Here is a 17,033-nt window from a genome sequence, read left to right as displayed (position 1 = left end):
CTATAGAGAGCACTGGGATAATAGGAGAAGGGGCACTTTTTTCTTCGTTTGGTAAATTCTTAATGTTTATGACTTAAGGACTCGCAGCGTTATGCCAATCTGCTTTTATGCAAGTAACATCTTGACTTTATCTAGTTAATATTCCAAATTGTAAAAAAATAAATGGTTCTATGGCAACGAGTCTATTACAAGGCAAAAAGGGGTTAATAACCGGAATAATAAATAAGAGGTCAATAGCGTATGGTATAGCAAAAACTCTCTCGGAGCATGGGGCAGAACTTGCAATCACCTATCAGAATGAAGCAATAAAAGAAAAATTGTTACCAATAGCAGATGAATTAAATGTAGAACTAATATTACACTGTGATGTTGCAAATAAAGGAACTATAGGTGATGTTTTAAAGGTAATAGAAAAAAAATGGGGCACTCTCGATTTTTTGGTACACGCGATTGCATTCTCTGATAAGAACGAACTAAGTGGCAGATATGTCAACACTTCACTGAACAACTTCCTCAACGCAATGCATATATCGTGCTATTCTTTCACTGCTTTAGCACAAAGGGCTGAAAAGATAATGCCAAATGGTGGTAGTTTACTTACTTTATCCTATTATGGTGCTGAAAAAGTCATGCCAAATTATAATGTCATGGGTTTATGTAAAGCAGCACTCGAGGCAAGCGTAAAATATCTAGCGTGCGATCTTGGCCCTCAAAATATCAGAGTAAATGCAATTTCTGCTGGCCCAATCAGAACTTTAGCATCTTCTGGAATAAGTGATTTCCACTTCATATCAGAATGGAATAGAAACAATTCTCCACTTAGGCGTAACACCACAATAGAAGATGTTGGAAAGGCAGCACTTTATTTATTAAGTGACTTAAGTAGCGGTACCACCGGAGAAATTTTACACGTTGACTCAGGATATAATGTAGTAGGAATGAAGGTAATTGATTTGAATACGGTTCAAAGTTGAGTATGAGAAAAAAGCCTTCCTAAAATTGGTAATATGCTTTATAATCAGTAATGCAGAATTTAAATACTTTATGCTCAAGAGATTAGCTTGCTTTATAGAGTTGATTAAAGGGTTCGCTATTACATTGAAATATATGTTCAAGCCGAAGGTCACGCTAAGGTATCCTATGGAGAAGGGACCTCTAAGCCCAAGGTTTCGCGGTGAGCATGCATTGCGTAGATATCCAAATGGTGAAGAACGATGCATAGCTTGCAAATTATGTGAAGTTATCTGCCCTGCCCAAGCAATAGTTATTGAAGCAGAGGAAAGAAAAGATGGCAGTCGCCGCACTACGCGTTATGATATTGACATGACAAAGTGTATATATTGCGGACTTTGCCAGGAGGCATGTCCAGTCGATGCAATTGTTGAGGGTCCCAACTTTGAGTTTGCAACAGAAACAAGAGAGGAGCTAATGTATAATAAAGAAAAGTTATTGCGCAATGGTGAAATTTGGGAAGAAGCAATTGCACTTAGGTTAAAGAAGAATAGACCGTATTACTAATGTTAAAAAGTTATAATATTAAAGCTCTGTCACTCCAACGTCCTTCCAGGTCATCCCAGTGCGTGACACTGGTTCTTTCTTTCTGGTCACGCGTACAGCTATACGGACGTTGCAGCTTTGAAGGCAAAAGTACAACAAATGGTGTCATCCCAGTGCGTGACACTGGCATCCAGTTTTTGGTAGTCTCATTGAAAATGCTGTATAGTGCGCTTGTTTACGATCAGCTTTGCTGGATCCCAGTGTCTGGGCACTGGGATGACATCCTTTTGGATGAAAAAAGGTCCGATAATGATTAAAGTTACTTTTCCAACTGAACAAAAAGTAGAGGAATACAGTGACCGGTTTTGATATATTACCACCAGACATTTTAAAAGAAGCAATTGCCTTGAAGATAAATGGTGAGTTATATACGTGAAATTCAATCTGATACGGAGATAGAGGTGATACGGTCCAGTGACGAAGTGGGTTTAGATATAATAAGGCATGATGCTGCTCATATAATGGCTCAGGCAGTGAAAGAGCTTTTCCCTAATATTCAGATTACTATCGGGCCAACAATTCAGGATGGGTTCTACTATGATTTTGCTACAGATCGTGCCTTTACCACGGATGATCTTGCTGCGATAGAAAAGAAAATGAAAGAAATTATAAAAAGTAACCACAGATTTGTCCGAGAAGTCTGGACTCGTAAGCAAGCAATTGATTTTTTTAGTAATATAGGTGAAAAATATAAGGTTAATATTATCTCCTCCATACCAGAAGGTGAAGATCTCACTGTTTATAGACAAGGTAATTTTGTTGATTTATGTCGCGGTCCACACTCTCCTTCAACTGGCAGAGTTAAAGCATTTAAACTTATGAAAGTTGCAGGAGCATACTGGCGTGGTGATTCTAAGGGTCCAATGTTGCAGCGAATATATGGCACTGCATGGAGAAATAAGGATGAACTGAATACTTATCTCAAACGCCTCGAGGAAGCCGAAAAACGAGACCATCGCAAAATCGCCAAGGATATGGATTTATTTCACATTCAAGAAGAAGCTGTGGGACAAGTTTTTTGGCATGAACAAGGGTATACCTTATATAACATTCTTGAATCCTATATAAGGAAAAAATTAATAAATAATGGTTATTCTGAGGTAAAAACCCCTATCCTGGTAAGCAAGGAGCTGTGGGAGAAATCGGGGCATTGGGATAAGTTTCGTGAAAACATGTTTATTGTTGATGAATTTGAGAGTAAAAAGCTAGCAATAAAACCCATGAATTGCCCTTGCCACGTGCAGATTTTTAACTCTCATACCAAAAGCTATCGTGATTTACCGATACGTATGGCAGAATTTGGCACGTGCCATAGGAATGAAAGCTCAGGTTCATTGCACGGACTGATGCGAGTACGTGGTTTTACGCAAGACGATGCACACATTTTTTGCATGGAAGAACAAATCAATTCTGAAACTGTGAAATTTTGTGACCTTTTAAAAGAAGTATACTCAGAGCTTGGATTCAACGAAGTTTCTGTGAAATTCTCAGACCGTCCAAACGTTAGAGCAGGAAGCGATGAAGTGTGGAATAAAGCTGAAGAAGCACTGCTTGAAGCTGTCAAAAAAACAGGGTTAAGTTATGAACTAAACCCTGGTGAAGGTGCATTTTATGGGCCAAAGTTAGAGTTTGTTTTGAAAGACGCAATAGGCAGAAGTTGGCAATGTGGAACGTTGCAAGTTGATTTCATTTTGCCAGAACGTCTTGGAGCTTTTTATATAGGAGCAGACGGGCAAAAGCATCACCCTGTTATGTTGCATAGAGCAATTCTTGGAACTTTCGAGCGTTTTATTGGAATTCTGATAGAGCATTATGCAGGAAAATTTCCACTGTGGCTTGCTCCAACCCAACTTGCTATTCTAACCATCACAAATGAAGCTGACGATTATGCTAAAGAAATTAGCAACGTTTTAAAAGAACAAGGTGTTAGAGTTAAGACCGATTTGACCAATGAAAAGATTAGTTATAAGATACGCTTGCATAGTTCAAACAAGGTTCCTATATTATGGGTTGTAGGCAAGAATGAAGTTGCAAGCAAAACTGTGTCAGTGAGAAATTTAGGATCGGAAAAACAGGAGTCTTTTTCTTGTGAAAAAGCCGCTGAATTGCTATTAAAAAATATTAATTTGAGTTAAGGGAGTTAAAATTTGCAAGTCAAAAAGAATAATAAAAACAGAATTAATGAATTCATCACAGCCAAGGAAGTACGTCTAGTTAATCAAAATGGTGAAATGGTTGGAATCGTGACAATAGCAAGGGCTTTGGAATCCGCACAAAATGTCGGTTTAGATTTGGTGGAAATTGCACCTGACTCAACCCCTCCAGTATGTAAAATCCTAGACTATAGCAAACAAAAGTATGATGCAAAAAAGAAGGCTAATGAGGCGAAAAAGAAACAAAGAACATTAACTATAAAAGAAATTAAGCTTGGCCCCAATATCAGCAATCACGATTATGAAACAAAATTGCGTCAAGCAAGGGATTTTCTTACACATGGGCATAAGATCAAAGTCTCAATGAGGTTTAGAGGTAGAGAGCTCATAAACACTGAGGTTGGAGTGGAAAAATTAGAACGATTAATTAGAGACACTGAAGATATTGCAAAGGTGGAATTAGCACCTAAGCGGGAAGGGAATCAATATTTTTTAGCTCTGGTTGCTAAATAGCAAACTAGGTTCACTTATCAATAAAGCCAGCACTGTAACTAGGTCTAAGGCGCGATTAAAATATGAGAGATTATTATTAAAGAAAAAATGTATCTGTTCAGCGGGGTGACAAAATAGGGTGGACAAGGTAACATAAAAAGATAACCATGGAGTAAAAGTAAGTTTATAACAAAGGGTGTCATCCCAGTGCCTAGACACTGGGATCCAGCAAAATTGATTGTAAACAAGTGCACTATACAGCATTTTAAATGAAACTACCAAAAACTGGATTCCAGTGTCAAGCACTGGAATGACACCACTTTTGCTTCAATATTCACCATGCCCCTGAATGGATACAGAAAAATTTCACCAATCAACTTTTTTGTCTTTGGCTTTGGTTTGCAATACAGACACTAAGCTAATTAATGCACAGGCAGTAAGATAGATACCTGCTGCAAGTTTTGTTTCGGTCTTTTCTATAAGCCACATGCATATGGATGGGGAAACACCGCCAAAAATCCCTGCAGATATATTATGTGCTAGGCTAAAGCCAGTGCACCTAACTTTTGTTGGAAATAACTCGCAAGCAAGAGAATTATATATTCCAAAAGATGCACCTATCGGTATGCTTATCAATAGAAAAGTGAGTGCTACAATATAGTGGTTATCATAGGACAGTAGCGAAAGCGCCGGTAAACTGACGCAAGCTAAAACTATTAATATAGGAATCATCACGTTTTTCCTCCCAACTTTGTCAGACAGTATTGCAAACAGCACTGCAGATGTTCCAAATATAATTTCAACTACAACCCTTACTAAATTTTTAATATCAATGCCTGACAGGGTAAGTTCTTTTACAGATATGTTGTAAAACATGATTGCTGAATAAACAATTGCATTCTGGGCAATGCCAAGTCCAATTGCTATTACAAATGCTCTTTTATAGTTCTTGACCAATTCTAGGAATGGAGAATTAGATAAGCTTTTATTTTGATCGTGAGTTTTGTATGCTAAGCTCTCTTCCATTATGTATCTTATTAAAAAACCTATTACGCCCATAACAAAGCAGAAATAGAAGAGCAACCTCCAGCCCCAAATTTCAAAGTTTTCACCTGTAAACTTTTTGCAAATAGCTATCATTATAAAGCATGTAATAGAACCAAGAGTACCACTAAAAGCTTTCATGCTGCCTAAAAAACCTAGATCTTTTTTATCGATCGAATGCTCTATTAAAAAAGCCGAGTTGATACTCGTTTCTCCGCCTGCTGCCATTCCTTGTGTTATACGACAAAGCAGAAGTAACATAGGAGAAAATATTCCTATTTCTTTGAAACTTGGTATAACTGCAATTGCAGTAGATGATATCGAAGCTAATATGACGGAAGCCAGTAAAATCTTTCTTCTGCCATATTTATCTCCAATGTAGCCAAAAATAAATGCACCAAGTGGTCTAAATCCAAATCCAATTGCAAAACTACCAAGGAATTTAATCGTGCTTAAATAATCACTTTCTGAAGGAAAGAAAACCCCACTTATTATATGTGTTAAAACTCCAAATAGAGTTAATTCATACCATATAACCATGTTGCAGATTATGCCCGATAGTATTGCTTTTTGGATGTTATTCATTATTTGCTATAATATATATCATTCAATAACCTTCAAGAATAATTCACGTAGATGTTTATTGGCCACTTCAGAAGGAGCGCCCATTAGAACATCTTCACCCTGCTGATTCATAGGAAAACAGATTACTTCACGAATGTTTGGCTCATCGGCAAGCAGCATAACCATTCTGTCAACCCCTGGTGCTATACCACCATGAGGTGGCACTCCAAATCTGAATGCACGCACGAGTGCACCGAATTTTGTGTCAACTTCTTCTTTGCTATAGCCTGCAATGGCAAAAGCCTTATACATGATATCCAGTTTGTTATTACGAATTGCTCCGCTTGATAGTTCTATCCCATTGCAAACAAGATCATATTGGTATGCAAGGATATCTAGTGGATCTTTTTCCTCTAAATCTTTTAAGCCACCATGTGGCATGGAGAATGGGTTATGAAAGAAATCGATTTTTTTGCTCTTATCATCATATACAAAATATGGAAAATCAATAACCCAACAGAACTTGAAGATATTGTCATCTATAAGACCTAATTCTGATCCTAAAAGAGAGCGCACTTTTCCTGCGATTGTTGCTGCCTCATTCTCTTTATCAGAAGCAAAGAACACACTATCCCCAGGCTTTATGTTCGTTACTTCTCTTATATGGTTTAACTTATTGTCATCGAGGAATTTAGCAATTGGTCCTTTCGCGATGCCATCTCCATCAAATGTTATATATCCAAGACCTTTGGCGCCGAATTCTTTTTGTGCATGTTCTATCTTTTTATCAAAAAAGCTGCGTGGTTCCTCTGCTGTTTTAGGAGCAGGGATGGCTCTGACCACCATACCACGCTCGATATTGCTTTTGAAAATATTGAACTCTGAATCACGGAAAACCTCTGTAACGTCACTGATTAATAATGGATTGCGCAGATCTGGCTTATCAGAGCCATATTTCAGCATTGCCTCCTTGTACGTGATGCGCGGAAAATCTTTATCGACTGATTTACGAGAAAATTTGGCAAATACTTTATATAAGGTAGATTCAATAACCTGGAATATGTCCTCTTGAGTTACAAAAGACATTTCAAGATCTAGTTGATAAAACTCTCCCGGAGAACGATCAGCCCTTGCATCTTCGTCACGAAAACATGGTGCAATTTGAAAATATTTATCAAACCCTGAAACCATAAGCAATTGCTTAAAAATCTGTGGAGCTTGTGGCAATGCATAAAATTTACCAGGATTTAGTCTGCTTGGCACTAAATAATCACGTGCACCTTCAGGGGACGAAGCAGTTAGTATTGGAGTTTGAATTTCTAAAAACCCTTGCTCTATCATGAACCTGCGGAGCTCTGCAATAATTTGTGAACGTAAGATAATATTGTTGCGAGTCTTTTCACGCCTTAAGTCAAGAAACCGATATTTAAATCTCATATTTTCTGGGTATTCTTGCTCACCGGCAATGCTCGCCAATATGCTTCTTTCTTCTTTCGCTATTTCCTCATCACGGTGGAACTCAACTTCCGATTCAACTTGCAGACTGCTAACTACCACCTCGATTTCCCCTGTGGAAACAGCGCTGTTTACCGTATCTTCAGTTCTAGCTTTGACTACCCCTGTAACAGTAATCACACTTTCAGATTTTAAGTTTGAGATCTCATCAAAAAAGTCTTTATCATTATTGAACACTAGCTGAGTAACCCCATAGAAGTCTCTTAAATCAACAAAGATCAGATTACCATGGTCGCGCTTACGGTATAACCATCCAGAGAGGGTAACTTTCTTTTCTACATCGTTCTTCCTCAGTTCGTCACACGTGTGAGTTTTATAGCAGTTCATATTCTTTCTCTTCTCTTTAGGAAGTATAGAAATAAACCTCACTACACACAAGCCCATTCACTTGGGTATTTTGCAATTTTTGAAATAGAGCAGTGTTGTTTTTTTATTAACGCAAAAAATTGCAAAATTTCTGTAATTATGGTATAATAATAAATGGCGCTTTCTAATAAGCTGAGTATGAAAAATGCCGTTTATCACATATAACATAACATTACTTGCTGCAGTCGCAGCATTTCTTTTTTTTAGAAAAATATATAGAGATCGGGTTAGGAAAGTCATATTTCCTAAAAAAGTCCTTAAAGAAGAGTGGGAAGAAAACAGGAAATTCAATGAATTATATCAAAAAGATAAGCAAAGAGAGCTGATGAAACGTCAAGAAATGCTACGCGAGAGTCAGAAAGATTATATGCAATATAAAGAAGATCTAGAAATAGTTGACATTGCAAAACCAGTGGGTAAATGGACAAAGATGGTTATGATGGGTAATGGTTTAATGCAGCGTTTTGCACAGTTAGTGAAGAGAGAAGGCAGTAAGAAAGGGTTTTGGGAGCTATTTGTAAAAGCTCAAGCTTCAACTCAGGGTAAACATAAGGGAAAGGGCAGATAATTCATGCTTGAATGCGAAAATCTATCCTGCGCCCGCAATAACAAAATATTATTTAAAAATCTTAGTTTCAAAGCTAAGCCAAAATCGAAGATCTTAATCACTGGGCCAAATGGTAGTGGTAAAACCAGCTTAATTAGAAGTCTATCTGGACTCTTGCCACCAGTATCAGGCAGTATAAGGCACTGTGAAAAAGATATATATGACGATCTAAGATCCTATATACCTTCTATGGTCTACGTAGGTCATAAAAACGCCTGCAAGGATAGCTTAACTGTTGCTCAAAACATAGAATTCTGGGCGGGAATACGAAATACTAGAGAATTAATAATGGCAGCTATTTATTGTTTACAGTTACAACCTGTACTTAATATTAGATACGGCGAACTTTCTGCAGGCTGGAAAAGGAGAGTTGCGCTTGCTCGCCTTTTGATTTCCAATGCAAACATTTGGTTGATAGACGAACCTTTTTGTAATCTTGACAGTGCAACATGTGAATTAGTGCTGAATCTAATCTCAATACGCTCTGAGCAAAACGGTGTAGTAATTATTACAGGGCACAGCCCTACAGAGCAATTGTGTGATTTTACAACAATCGACATATGCAATTTTAATATGTCAAGCTAACGGCAAACATTCAAAATCGTAAGTTAGAATATCCAGATCTAGTAAAAACTAAGTATATACAAGCTCCTTCTCCTGTCATCCCACCCCAATGCCAGTGCGTGACACTGGGATCTCATTCCTTAACTTTATAAACTATATAAATATAAAAACTCAGCGTCACGCGCTGGAATGACAGGGTTATGGGTGTCATCCCAGTGCACTTTTCTTGTCATCCCAGTGCCTACCCATAGTGTCATCCCAGTGCGTGACACTGGGATCTCATTCCTTAACTTTATAAACTATATAAATATAAAAACTCGGCGTCACGCGCTGGAATGACAGGGTTATGGGTGTCACCCTAGTATCCTATTTCCTGTCATCCCAGTGTCCCTCTCCTGTCATCCCAGTGCGTGACACTGGGATCTATGGTAGGTTTTCCTACATCATACCGCCACCGCGGCTTAGCCATAAACATTAAGAAATTTACCAAATCAAAAAAAAGGCAAAAGAATCCCCGTGGGTGGCTAGTTATTTACATTTAACTTTCAAACATGGCGTTCTCTTATTCTAAACGTCTAATAACTGCGACTCAGTTGCTTTTGAAGTCTCAATTATAAACGTTAAGAAATTTACTAAACAGAAAAAAAGACAAAAGAAACCTAGGGCAGCTAGTTATTCACTATCATTTTATCAGTTGGCGTTTTTTAATCTTTTTAAGCGCCCAAATAGGCGCAATTCACAGCACTAGTCGATAATGTAGACAACAATGTAAAAGACATGAGGTGCATATAATGCAAAAAATTAAACATGAGACGCCAGATATACTAAGTTTTTTTGTCGTTTAATCTGTACAGAGAAGATAAATAATTAGCTTCATTGTTATTGTAATGAAATTGGCGAGGGTTGTCAAGGGGTTTTTAGCATTTAATCCAATGCGCTGCTAAAAATTATGTAAGCAATCATTTCTTCAAACTTTCTCCATGCTCGCGCCAAATTTTAAATTTAACGCACTCAAAAATACGATTATTCCCAGCAAAACCATAGGCACTGAAAGCCACTGCCCCATAGTTAAATCAAGCCATAAATAGCCAACTTGATGGTCTGGTTCGCGGAAAAACTCAACTATAAAACGCACTATTCCATACCACATGACCGCAATGCCGGTCAATGCACCGCGATACAGTTTTATTCTAGTCAAGAAAAACAGCAAATTTACAGCTGTAAAAAGTAATAGCCCTTCAGAGAATGCCTCATAAAGCTGGCTTGGATGGCGTAGAAAATCATCACCACTTTCTGGAAATACCACACCCCACGGCATAGTTGTAACTCTGCCAAATAGCTCTCCGTTTATGAAATTACCTATACGACCTAAAAATAAACCTATGGGAGCTCCACAAAAAACTAGGTCCAATGTGTAAAATATAGGGATGTTATGCTTTTTACATGAAATTATTACTGCAAGCACAACTCCTATAATTCCACCATGAAAGGACATACCTCCTTCCCAGGTCTTTAATATCTGAGTAGGGTTGCTCACATAAAAAACTGGATCATATATCAATATATAGCTGAGCCTACCTCCAAGGATAATGCCTATAATAGCGGTTGTTAACAACGAATCGTAAAAACTCCTAGTGAATACTTTTTGGTCGTCCAGCTTATGTAAATACCAATATGCAAACATTATACCCAAAACATATGCTAGGGAATACCAATATATAGAGACAGGACCGATGCTGAAAATTACTGGGTTTAAAGACATATTTTGCTACAAATTATTTTTAGACAATCTACTTTTTTCACGGTCCCACTCCCTCTGTTTTATGGTTGCTCTCTTGTCGTAAAGTTTTTTTCCTTTCACGATAGCAATTTTAGTTTTTGCTAATCCTTTGTCGTTAAAATAAATTGAAAGTGGCACAACAGTTATTCCAGCAGTTTTGATCTGGCCAATTAATTTATTTATCTCTTTTTTGTGCAGAAGCAATTTACGTTCCCTTTTTGGTTTATGGTTTTTCCGGTTTGCAGCTTTATATTCTGCAATGTGCATATTGTGTAGCCATATTTCACCGTTTTTTTCGATAACGTAAGCATCAGAAATATTTGCTTTTCTTTCCCTTAGCGATTTAACTTCACTACTTAACAAAACCATACCTGCTTCAAATTCTTCTAAGATGAAATATTCAAACCTTGCTTTTCTATTTTCTGCAATAACTTCCATATTTCAAGATATCCCTTCAAGCTTTAACATACTACAGGATTTTTAGCTTAATTCATAATAAAATGGCTATGCTAATGAATTAAGGGTTAAGTTATGCTGGTCAAAAAAATTACACTAGATCAAATCATCAGTTGCTATTTCATAAACATCAATATTACCCTTCTTTTTTATTATTTTCAGCCTTTTCTCGATCAGCAATTTCTCCGCCGATCTCCTTTATCTTTAGTATCAACGACTCTGGTACATACATATCAACTATGTCTTCTACTGTTGCAAATAAAGCCTGATAAGAATGCGAATTTATTATCCAATTAGGTAATATATCTTCTGCTTCTATTTTAGACTGCTCCTCTTTTTTGTCATACGCTGTATAGCAATATAAGTGTACGGCAAAGAATAGTACATAAGAAAGCAATATTCCTCTAAGTGCCCCTACAAAGATTCCAGTCACTCTATCGATTAATCCCAACCTTATGGGTGATAATATGTACATTAGCCAGTTGTTTACTATCATAAATATAAGATTGAGTATAATAAATGCGGAAATTGTAGAAAGTATGTTCTGCGTAGCTTTAGAGTCGAAATATTTACTATAATTTATAGCGAAGAAATCATAATGATTAGCTGTTAGAAAAACCGACAAAAACAGAAACATTAGCGCGCATAATTCTTTTATAAAGCCTCTAGTTACTGAAATTATTACGCACAAAACAATAATGAAGATAATTAGACAATCAAAAAGCATATTGTATATTTATGATCTTCAAGATATAATAGTTGCAAATAACAAGATTGTAAAACTAATTGTGTTTATGCTGCATTAGCTGGTCTAAATACCGAGCAATCATGTCAACTTCTAAATTCAGGTAATCGTTCACTTTGTTATACTGAAAAGTTGTATTTTCCCATGTGTAGGGAATGATATTCACTGCAAATTCTCGATCAGTGATTGAATTCACTGTCAGAGAGACTCCATCTAATGTTACAGATCCCTTTTTGGCAACAAATTTAATTAGTTCTTCCGGGCACGATAGCTTGATTTCATGAGAATCCAAATTTTGGTTGATTGCTAGAATTTGTACTGTCTTATCTACATGACCCTGAACCAAGTGGCCATCGATCCTATCACTTAATCTCATTGCTTGCTCTAGGTTTATTTTTTTCTCTGTCTTCCACGTATTTAAGTTAGAAATCTTCATAGTTTCTTGAGACACTTGGACTTTGAATACATCGTTAATTATGTCAATAATAGTTAAACACACACCAGAGCAAGCTATTGAATCTCCCTCATGTATAGAGGGTAAATTCTGCGCCTTAATATAAAAAATCTGGTTAGAGTTGGAACAGGTGGTGTCATCAATTACAGTTCCAATGTTTGTAATAATCCCTTTAAACATATCATATAACGAAAACAAGTACATTTTACCACGAAAGATCTTTTTAAAACAGCTTATTATTTTGTTAAGTGAGAGAAAGAGGATCGTTTTTACTTACCTGTTCAATAGATTCTGCCGAATATTCAGAGTATATAAAATAAGCCAAGCTTAAAATACATAAAGCAAGTAATATTGGTAATCCTATGTTCAACACCAACCCAATACTTTCCCTTCCTTTTGGTGGCACTAATTCCTTTAAAATTGACGCTTTTCCCATCGGCAAGTGCCATAGGCAGAGCATTGATATAGAAGCTGCTACCAAAAATAGACAAAAGTAAGTCTCTTTCGAGGAAAATACGATTTTTAACGACGATTTAAAAGCAATATTAGTAGCTGGTGGAGCTTTATTTGTCGCTGCTGAGGGATTTGTGGTTTCATTTGATAAGGGATTTCTATTTTCATGAGAAATGTTTTCAGGCTGCAGAGAAGGTTGTTGTGTATTAATACCAAAAATTAATTTGTGTAATTGCTCTTTCTTTCTACATACTTGTTTTTGTAAATATTCTTTTGGACAAAAAGATTTACCAGTTGGCTGTGGTATTTCCAGCATCTCTAACACTTTTGATATCTCATCTGATTCTAATATTTTATGTAATTGTTTATCTTGAAAATAAACAATATTGAATGTTAAGTCGAAAATATGGAGGAATGTTTCTGGATCCTGATTTTTATATTTACTCATCACTTCAACAAATATTTCATCAAGTTTTTTTCCCTTGTGCTCAGCCAAATTACCTATTATAGCTACTCTAGCATCGCATTGAGCTTGTTGTATGATAGTTTGTCTTTCTTCTTCTAATAATTCTTTGGTCTGGTTTTTTAGCTTCTTTTTTCTGTTAGCCTTAAAATAATCTGTATGCGATCTGGTTGTGCCCATTTCTTGATCTTTTTCTGCGCATTTTTGGTCTTGAGGTACTGGATGATAAGTCAAAGCCTTCTGCTTTTGTGTAGGAGGTTTTAGCGGTTGTTGAGGGAAGAATTGTACTTTGCTAAAAAAATTGAGTGGCTGAAAAAGAGACCTAAACCAAGAAACATTCTCACGCATTGCAGCAACAATTAATGATGCGCGTGTAACTTGCTTATTGCCATTTGTTAAATTACAGCCAAACGAACCTGTCACAATTTGTTTGTTTTGCACTTTTTTTTGCTGCACTGGACTTTGTCTTTTTTTGTCTTCACTTTCAGTTTCTTTTATTTGTAGCGTATCCAGACTTTGCTCCTCATTTTCAGTTCTTTCTGCATGTTCTAGCTTCTCATTCAAAAATGACTCGATTTGGTGCAAATTATCCAGGTTGATGTTTTTAACATTTGTTTGTAGTATGATTGTTATTCCTTGCAGAAGGACTTGAGGCGGAGCATTATTTACGAATTCTTCTACAGTTTTATCACTATTAGTTTTACAGCAGTTATTATATAATTCACTGCTTTCTTTTGGTACTTTTATGTTGATCATGAAACTTTCTTCTTGAGAAAGGTAAATTTTAAAAAAAACAATTAAACGTTTCGTTTGAGATAATATCGTATCAGAAATATCTTCACCTGTCGCTGTCAGTAGTCTTAGCTTAAACGACAATTCTTGCTTATCATTGTCAATGCTCCTTGAACGAATGGTGCTGATCTCCACTGCTTCATTAGAAAATACTTTACTTATGTCTTTAGATCTTTTCTTAAAGAAATGAGGTAAAACCTCTACTTCATATTTTCTTTCGGTTTCAACGTTAGTGGATTTTTCTCCCTTTGCTTTCAACCTATCTTTTAAAGAGTCTAAATCCTTTATTTGCTCTTCTATCCCAGTTTTAATGTCAGAAGTCACTCTACTCACTTTTGTTTTCAAATCTGTACAGTATTCAGGTAAACCCTTAGTTTTAGTGGCAACAAATTCGCGTGCGGCGTTTCCAAACTTGTCTTTAAAGGGTCCGGATGATTTTTTTATTTGCTCCCACCTAGTTTTGACATTGTTATCATGCATATTTCTATTTATTAATGTGTTAATAAAATTTTTGATAAAAAAACATAACTAGTCAATAAATTAATAATCAGGGTGGAATAGTCTTTCAGGTTATTGATGCTGTTTAAGATTTCACTATAATAAAAGTTTAAGCTAGCGTTTCTAAGATGAATAAAGAGCTACTGAACGAAATACCTTCACTTGAAGATAAAGCGGTTTCCGAAATTGAAAGTGCTTCTTCTTTGCAAGATTTAGAAAAAGTCAGGCTATCATATTTAGGAAAAAAGGGTGTAATTAAAGCTTATTTTGATAACTTAAAAAAGATAGAAAACACAGAAAAAAAGCGCGATTTAGGTGCAATTATCAACGTTTTGCGCAATAAGCTAGATCAGCTTATAATGAATAAGGAAAATACACTAAGAGCCAAAGAAATTAGCTTAAAATTGCAAAACGAAGTGGTGGATATCACATTGCCCGTTAGGCCAGAAAAAATTGGCAAGGTCCATCCACTCAGTAAAGTTATAAATGAAGTAAAGCTCATTTTTGCACATATGGGCTTTAAAGCAGTCGATGGTCATGACATTGAAGATGAATTTCACGTATTTGATGCACTGAATACTCCAAGTCACCATCCCGCACGAGAGGAGCAAGATACCTTCTATTTAAAGAATAAAATAAACGATAAAAGGATGTTGCTGCGTACCCATACCTCGTCTGTACAGATTAGAACCATGGAAAAAACAAAGAGTTTTCCAATTAAAATAGTGGCTGCAGGTAGGGTATACAGAAATGACTTTGATGCAACTCACACTCCTATGTTCCATCAAATAGAGGGGTTATATGTCAGTGAGAATATCAATATGGGCCAGTTAAAATTTACTATTCATCACTTCCTTAATAAGTTTTTTGGAGATAAAGGACTAAAGATACGCTTTCGTAACAGTTTTTTCCCTTTTACTGAGCCCTCTGCAGAAGTAGATATAAGTTATAAAGGTAGTAAATGGATTGAAGTACTCGGATGCGGTATGGTGCATCCAAACGTCTTTCAAAATGTTGGAATAGACCATACTAAATACAATGGTTTTGCATTTGGCATTGGCATAGAAAGGCTTGCAATGCTAAAGTATCAAATTAGTGATCTAAGAAGCTTTTATGACAACAAAATCAATTGGCTGAACCACTATGGTTTTCACTTTTCATCTTTAAGATAAGTGGCAAATAAAGCTTACACATTTATTATACTCGCTGCTGGGCATGGCAAGCGAATGAATTCAGGCTTACCTAAAGTCCTGCACAAAATAGGAAATTTTTCCATGCTGGAGCACATCATTTACAATGCGAAACAGTTAAATCCTGAAAATATAGCTGCTGTAGTTGATTTGCCTTTAATTGAGAGACTGGAGTGCTTTGAGGATATAAAATTAATTACACAAGAATCAACGCTCGGCACAGGAGATGCAGTTAAAACTGCGATGAGAAATCTGAAGGAATTGCCAGACTTGAGCGTAGTTGTTGTGCAGTATGGAGATACTCCACTTATCAAGAGTAGTACAATAGCTAAAATGGTTAGTTGCCTAGAAGGCAAATCTCTAGTCTGCCTTGGTTTTGAGACCGGCAATGAAGAATACGGTAGGTTAATTATAGAGGACGGGTTCTTGAGGAAAATCGTAGAAGCACAAAATGGTGAAAATAACGGTGAGGAATTTCTCGCTAATGCTGGAATAATGGTTGCATATGCAGAGAATTTACGTAAATTGGTGGAAAAAATAGAGTGTAATAAATTGATCAACGAATATTATTTAACTGACATAGTTTCCATTGCAGTGAAGAGTAATTTAAATGTCGGCTACGTTATCACTGACGAAAAAGAAGCTATCGGCATAAATAATAGAAATGACCTTGCAAAAGCTGAGTTTTACTTCCAAGAAGACAAAAGAAAATTTTTTACCAACTCCGGAGTAACGCTTGTTGCTCCAGAGGCTGTTTTTTTCTCTCTTGACACACAAATTGGCATAGATTCAGTTATTTACCCATACGTTTTTTTTGGTCCTAAGGTAAAAATAGGATCAGGGGCTAAAATCGGTCCATTTGCCAAATGTGAGGACACAACGATTGATGATAGTGCAATCGTGGGGAATTTTGTCGAAACAAAAGCAAGTGACATAGGTATGGATACTAAAATAAAGCACTTAAGTTATATAGGAAATACTAAAGTAGGACCAAGAAGTAACGTAGGTGCAGGTACTGTTGTTTGCAACTATGATGGGAAGAAGAAGCATAAAACGAACGTAGGGAGCAATTGCTTTATTGGCGCCAATAGCTCATTGATTGCACCGCTTAATATTCATGATGACTCTGTAATTGCAGCAGGTAGTGTTATAGTTGAGGATGTACCAGAAAAAAGTCTTGCAATTGCAAGAGAAAGGCAAGTGATTAAGAAAATAACTGTTTAACTTTCTCATTAGAGTCACAAACACAGGCCTACAAAAATCCAAGTAACTCATAGAAACTGATTAAACTAAGAAACTCCTTGACAAACTCCGCCAACCCTTTTATAATAGACTTCTTT

General features: G+C 36.4%; 17 protein-coding genes and 1 pseudogene. 11 read left to right on the top strand and 7 right to left on the bottom strand.

Features of this window, described 5'->3' with window-relative positions:
• Window positions 1–170 precede the first annotated feature (170 nt).
• The 5 genes and pseudogenes from HET73_RS02005 (at window position 171) to infC (ending at window position 4,223) form a co-directional block, all read left to right on the top strand.
• Window positions 171–974 carry an enoyl-ACP reductase FabI gene (locus HET73_RS02005; protein ID WP_174133942.1) on the top strand — a complete coding sequence of 268 codons (804 nt, stop codon included), beginning with the start codon at window positions 171–173 and terminating at the stop codon, window positions 972–974.
• A 70-nt stretch (window positions 975–1,044) separates the two neighbouring features.
• Window positions 1,045–1,518, top strand: coding sequence for an NADH-quinone oxidoreductase subunit NuoI (gene nuoI / locus HET73_RS02000; RefSeq protein ID WP_246209765.1), 474 nt, complete (start codon window positions 1,045–1,047; stop codon window positions 1,516–1,518).
• On the top strand, window positions 1,518–1,814 hold the full coding sequence (locus HET73_RS09805) for a hypothetical protein (protein WP_410543542.1): 297 nt from the start codon (window positions 1,518–1,520) through the stop codon (window positions 1,812–1,814). Before nuoI ends, HET73_RS09805 begins: the two co-directional genes overlap by 1 nt.
• A pseudogene (gene thrS, locus HET73_RS01990) lies at window positions 1,807–3,692 on the top strand (threonine--tRNA ligase). Before HET73_RS09805 ends, thrS begins: the two are co-directional and overlap by 8 nt.
• Window positions 3,693–3,704: 12 nt before the next feature.
• Entirely contained in the window at window positions 3,705–4,223 is a 519-nt protein-coding gene (gene infC / locus HET73_RS01985; protein ID WP_174132818.1) for a translation initiation factor IF-3, read from the top strand.
• 345 nt (window positions 4,224–4,568) lie between these two features.
• Here the strand turns inward: infC and HET73_RS01975 are convergent, their stop codons facing one another.
• Together HET73_RS01975 and aspS are read right to left on the bottom strand one after the other, a co-directional pair.
• Window positions 4,569–5,831, bottom strand: a complete 1,263-nt coding sequence (locus HET73_RS01975) for an MFS transporter (protein ID WP_174132817.1) — start codon at window positions 5,829–5,831, stop codon at window positions 4,569–4,571.
• An 18-nt stretch (window positions 5,832–5,849) separates the two neighbouring features.
• Complete coding sequence (gene aspS, locus HET73_RS01970; protein ID WP_174132816.1) at window positions 5,850–7,652, bottom strand: aspartate--tRNA ligase; 1,803 nt, start codon at window positions 7,650–7,652, stop codon at window positions 5,850–5,852.
• 184 nt (window positions 7,653–7,836) lie between these two features.
• On the opposite strand from aspS, the gene HET73_RS01965 reads away from it, so the two are divergent.
• The 4 genes from HET73_RS01965 (at window position 7,837) to HET73_RS08915 (ending at window position 9,340) form a co-directional block, all read left to right on the top strand.
• Window positions 7,837–8,259: a hypothetical protein gene (locus tag HET73_RS01965; RefSeq protein ID WP_174132815.1), complete on the top strand. Its 423-nt coding sequence runs from the start codon at window positions 7,837–7,839 to the stop codon at window positions 8,257–8,259.
• A 3-nt stretch (window positions 8,260–8,262) separates the two neighbouring features.
• A complete protein-coding gene (gene ccmA, locus HET73_RS01960) occupies window positions 8,263–8,883 on the top strand; it encodes a heme ABC exporter ATP-binding protein CcmA (RefSeq protein ID WP_174132814.1) in 621 nt (206 codons plus the stop codon).
• A 168-nt stretch (window positions 8,884–9,051) separates the two neighbouring features.
• Window positions 9,052–9,201 (top strand): hypothetical protein, encoded by a 150-nt coding sequence (locus tag HET73_RS01955; RefSeq protein ID WP_174133941.1) that lies wholly within the window; start codon window positions 9,052–9,054, stop codon window positions 9,199–9,201.
• Between the two features lie 7 nt (window positions 9,202–9,208).
• Window positions 9,209–9,340: a hypothetical protein gene (locus HET73_RS08915; protein WP_281356008.1), complete on the top strand. Its 132-nt coding sequence runs from the start codon at window positions 9,209–9,211 to the stop codon at window positions 9,338–9,340.
• Window positions 9,341–9,829: 489 nt separating this feature from the next.
• On the opposite strand, the gene lgt is transcribed toward HET73_RS08915, so the two are convergent.
• From lgt to HET73_RS01930, 5 genes are all read right to left on the bottom strand, one after another.
• Window positions 9,830–10,624, bottom strand: a complete 795-nt coding sequence (gene lgt / locus HET73_RS01950; RefSeq protein WP_174133039.1) for a prolipoprotein diacylglyceryl transferase — start codon at window positions 10,622–10,624, stop codon at window positions 9,830–9,832.
• 6 nt (window positions 10,625–10,630) lie between these two features.
• Window positions 10,631–11,080 carry an SsrA-binding protein SmpB gene (gene smpB / locus HET73_RS01945; RefSeq protein WP_174133038.1) on the bottom strand — a complete coding sequence of 150 codons (450 nt, stop codon included), beginning with the start codon at window positions 11,078–11,080 and terminating at the stop codon, window positions 10,631–10,633.
• Window positions 11,081–11,234: 154 nt separating this feature from the next.
• Window positions 11,235–11,825 (bottom strand): CvpA family protein, encoded by a 591-nt coding sequence (locus HET73_RS01940; protein ID WP_174133037.1) that lies wholly within the window; start codon window positions 11,823–11,825, stop codon window positions 11,235–11,237.
• 55 nt (window positions 11,826–11,880) lie between these two features.
• Window positions 11,881–12,477, bottom strand: a complete 597-nt coding sequence (locus HET73_RS01935; RefSeq protein ID WP_174133036.1) for a riboflavin synthase — start codon at window positions 12,475–12,477, stop codon at window positions 11,881–11,883.
• Between the two features lie 64 nt (window positions 12,478–12,541).
• Window positions 12,542–14,485: a hypothetical protein gene (locus HET73_RS01930; protein WP_246209750.1), complete on the bottom strand. Its 1,944-nt coding sequence runs from the start codon at window positions 14,483–14,485 to the stop codon at window positions 12,542–12,544.
• A 146-nt stretch (window positions 14,486–14,631) separates the two neighbouring features.
• On the opposite strand from HET73_RS01930, the gene pheS reads away from it, so the two are divergent.
• Together pheS and HET73_RS09340 are read left to right on the top strand one after the other, a co-directional pair.
• A complete protein-coding gene (gene pheS, locus HET73_RS01925) occupies window positions 14,632–15,675 on the top strand; it encodes a phenylalanine--tRNA ligase subunit alpha (protein ID WP_174133035.1) in 1,044 nt (347 codons plus the stop codon).
• A complete protein-coding gene (locus HET73_RS09340; RefSeq protein ID WP_174133034.1) occupies window positions 15,676–16,917 on the top strand; it encodes an NTP transferase domain-containing protein in 1,242 nt (413 codons plus the stop codon). It abuts the gene before it with no gap.
• Window positions 16,918–17,033 lie beyond the last annotated feature (116 nt).

The organism is Wolbachia endosymbiont of Atemnus politus (genome assembly GCF_013309895.1).
This window is presented reverse-complemented; position numbering and strand designations above follow the sequence as displayed.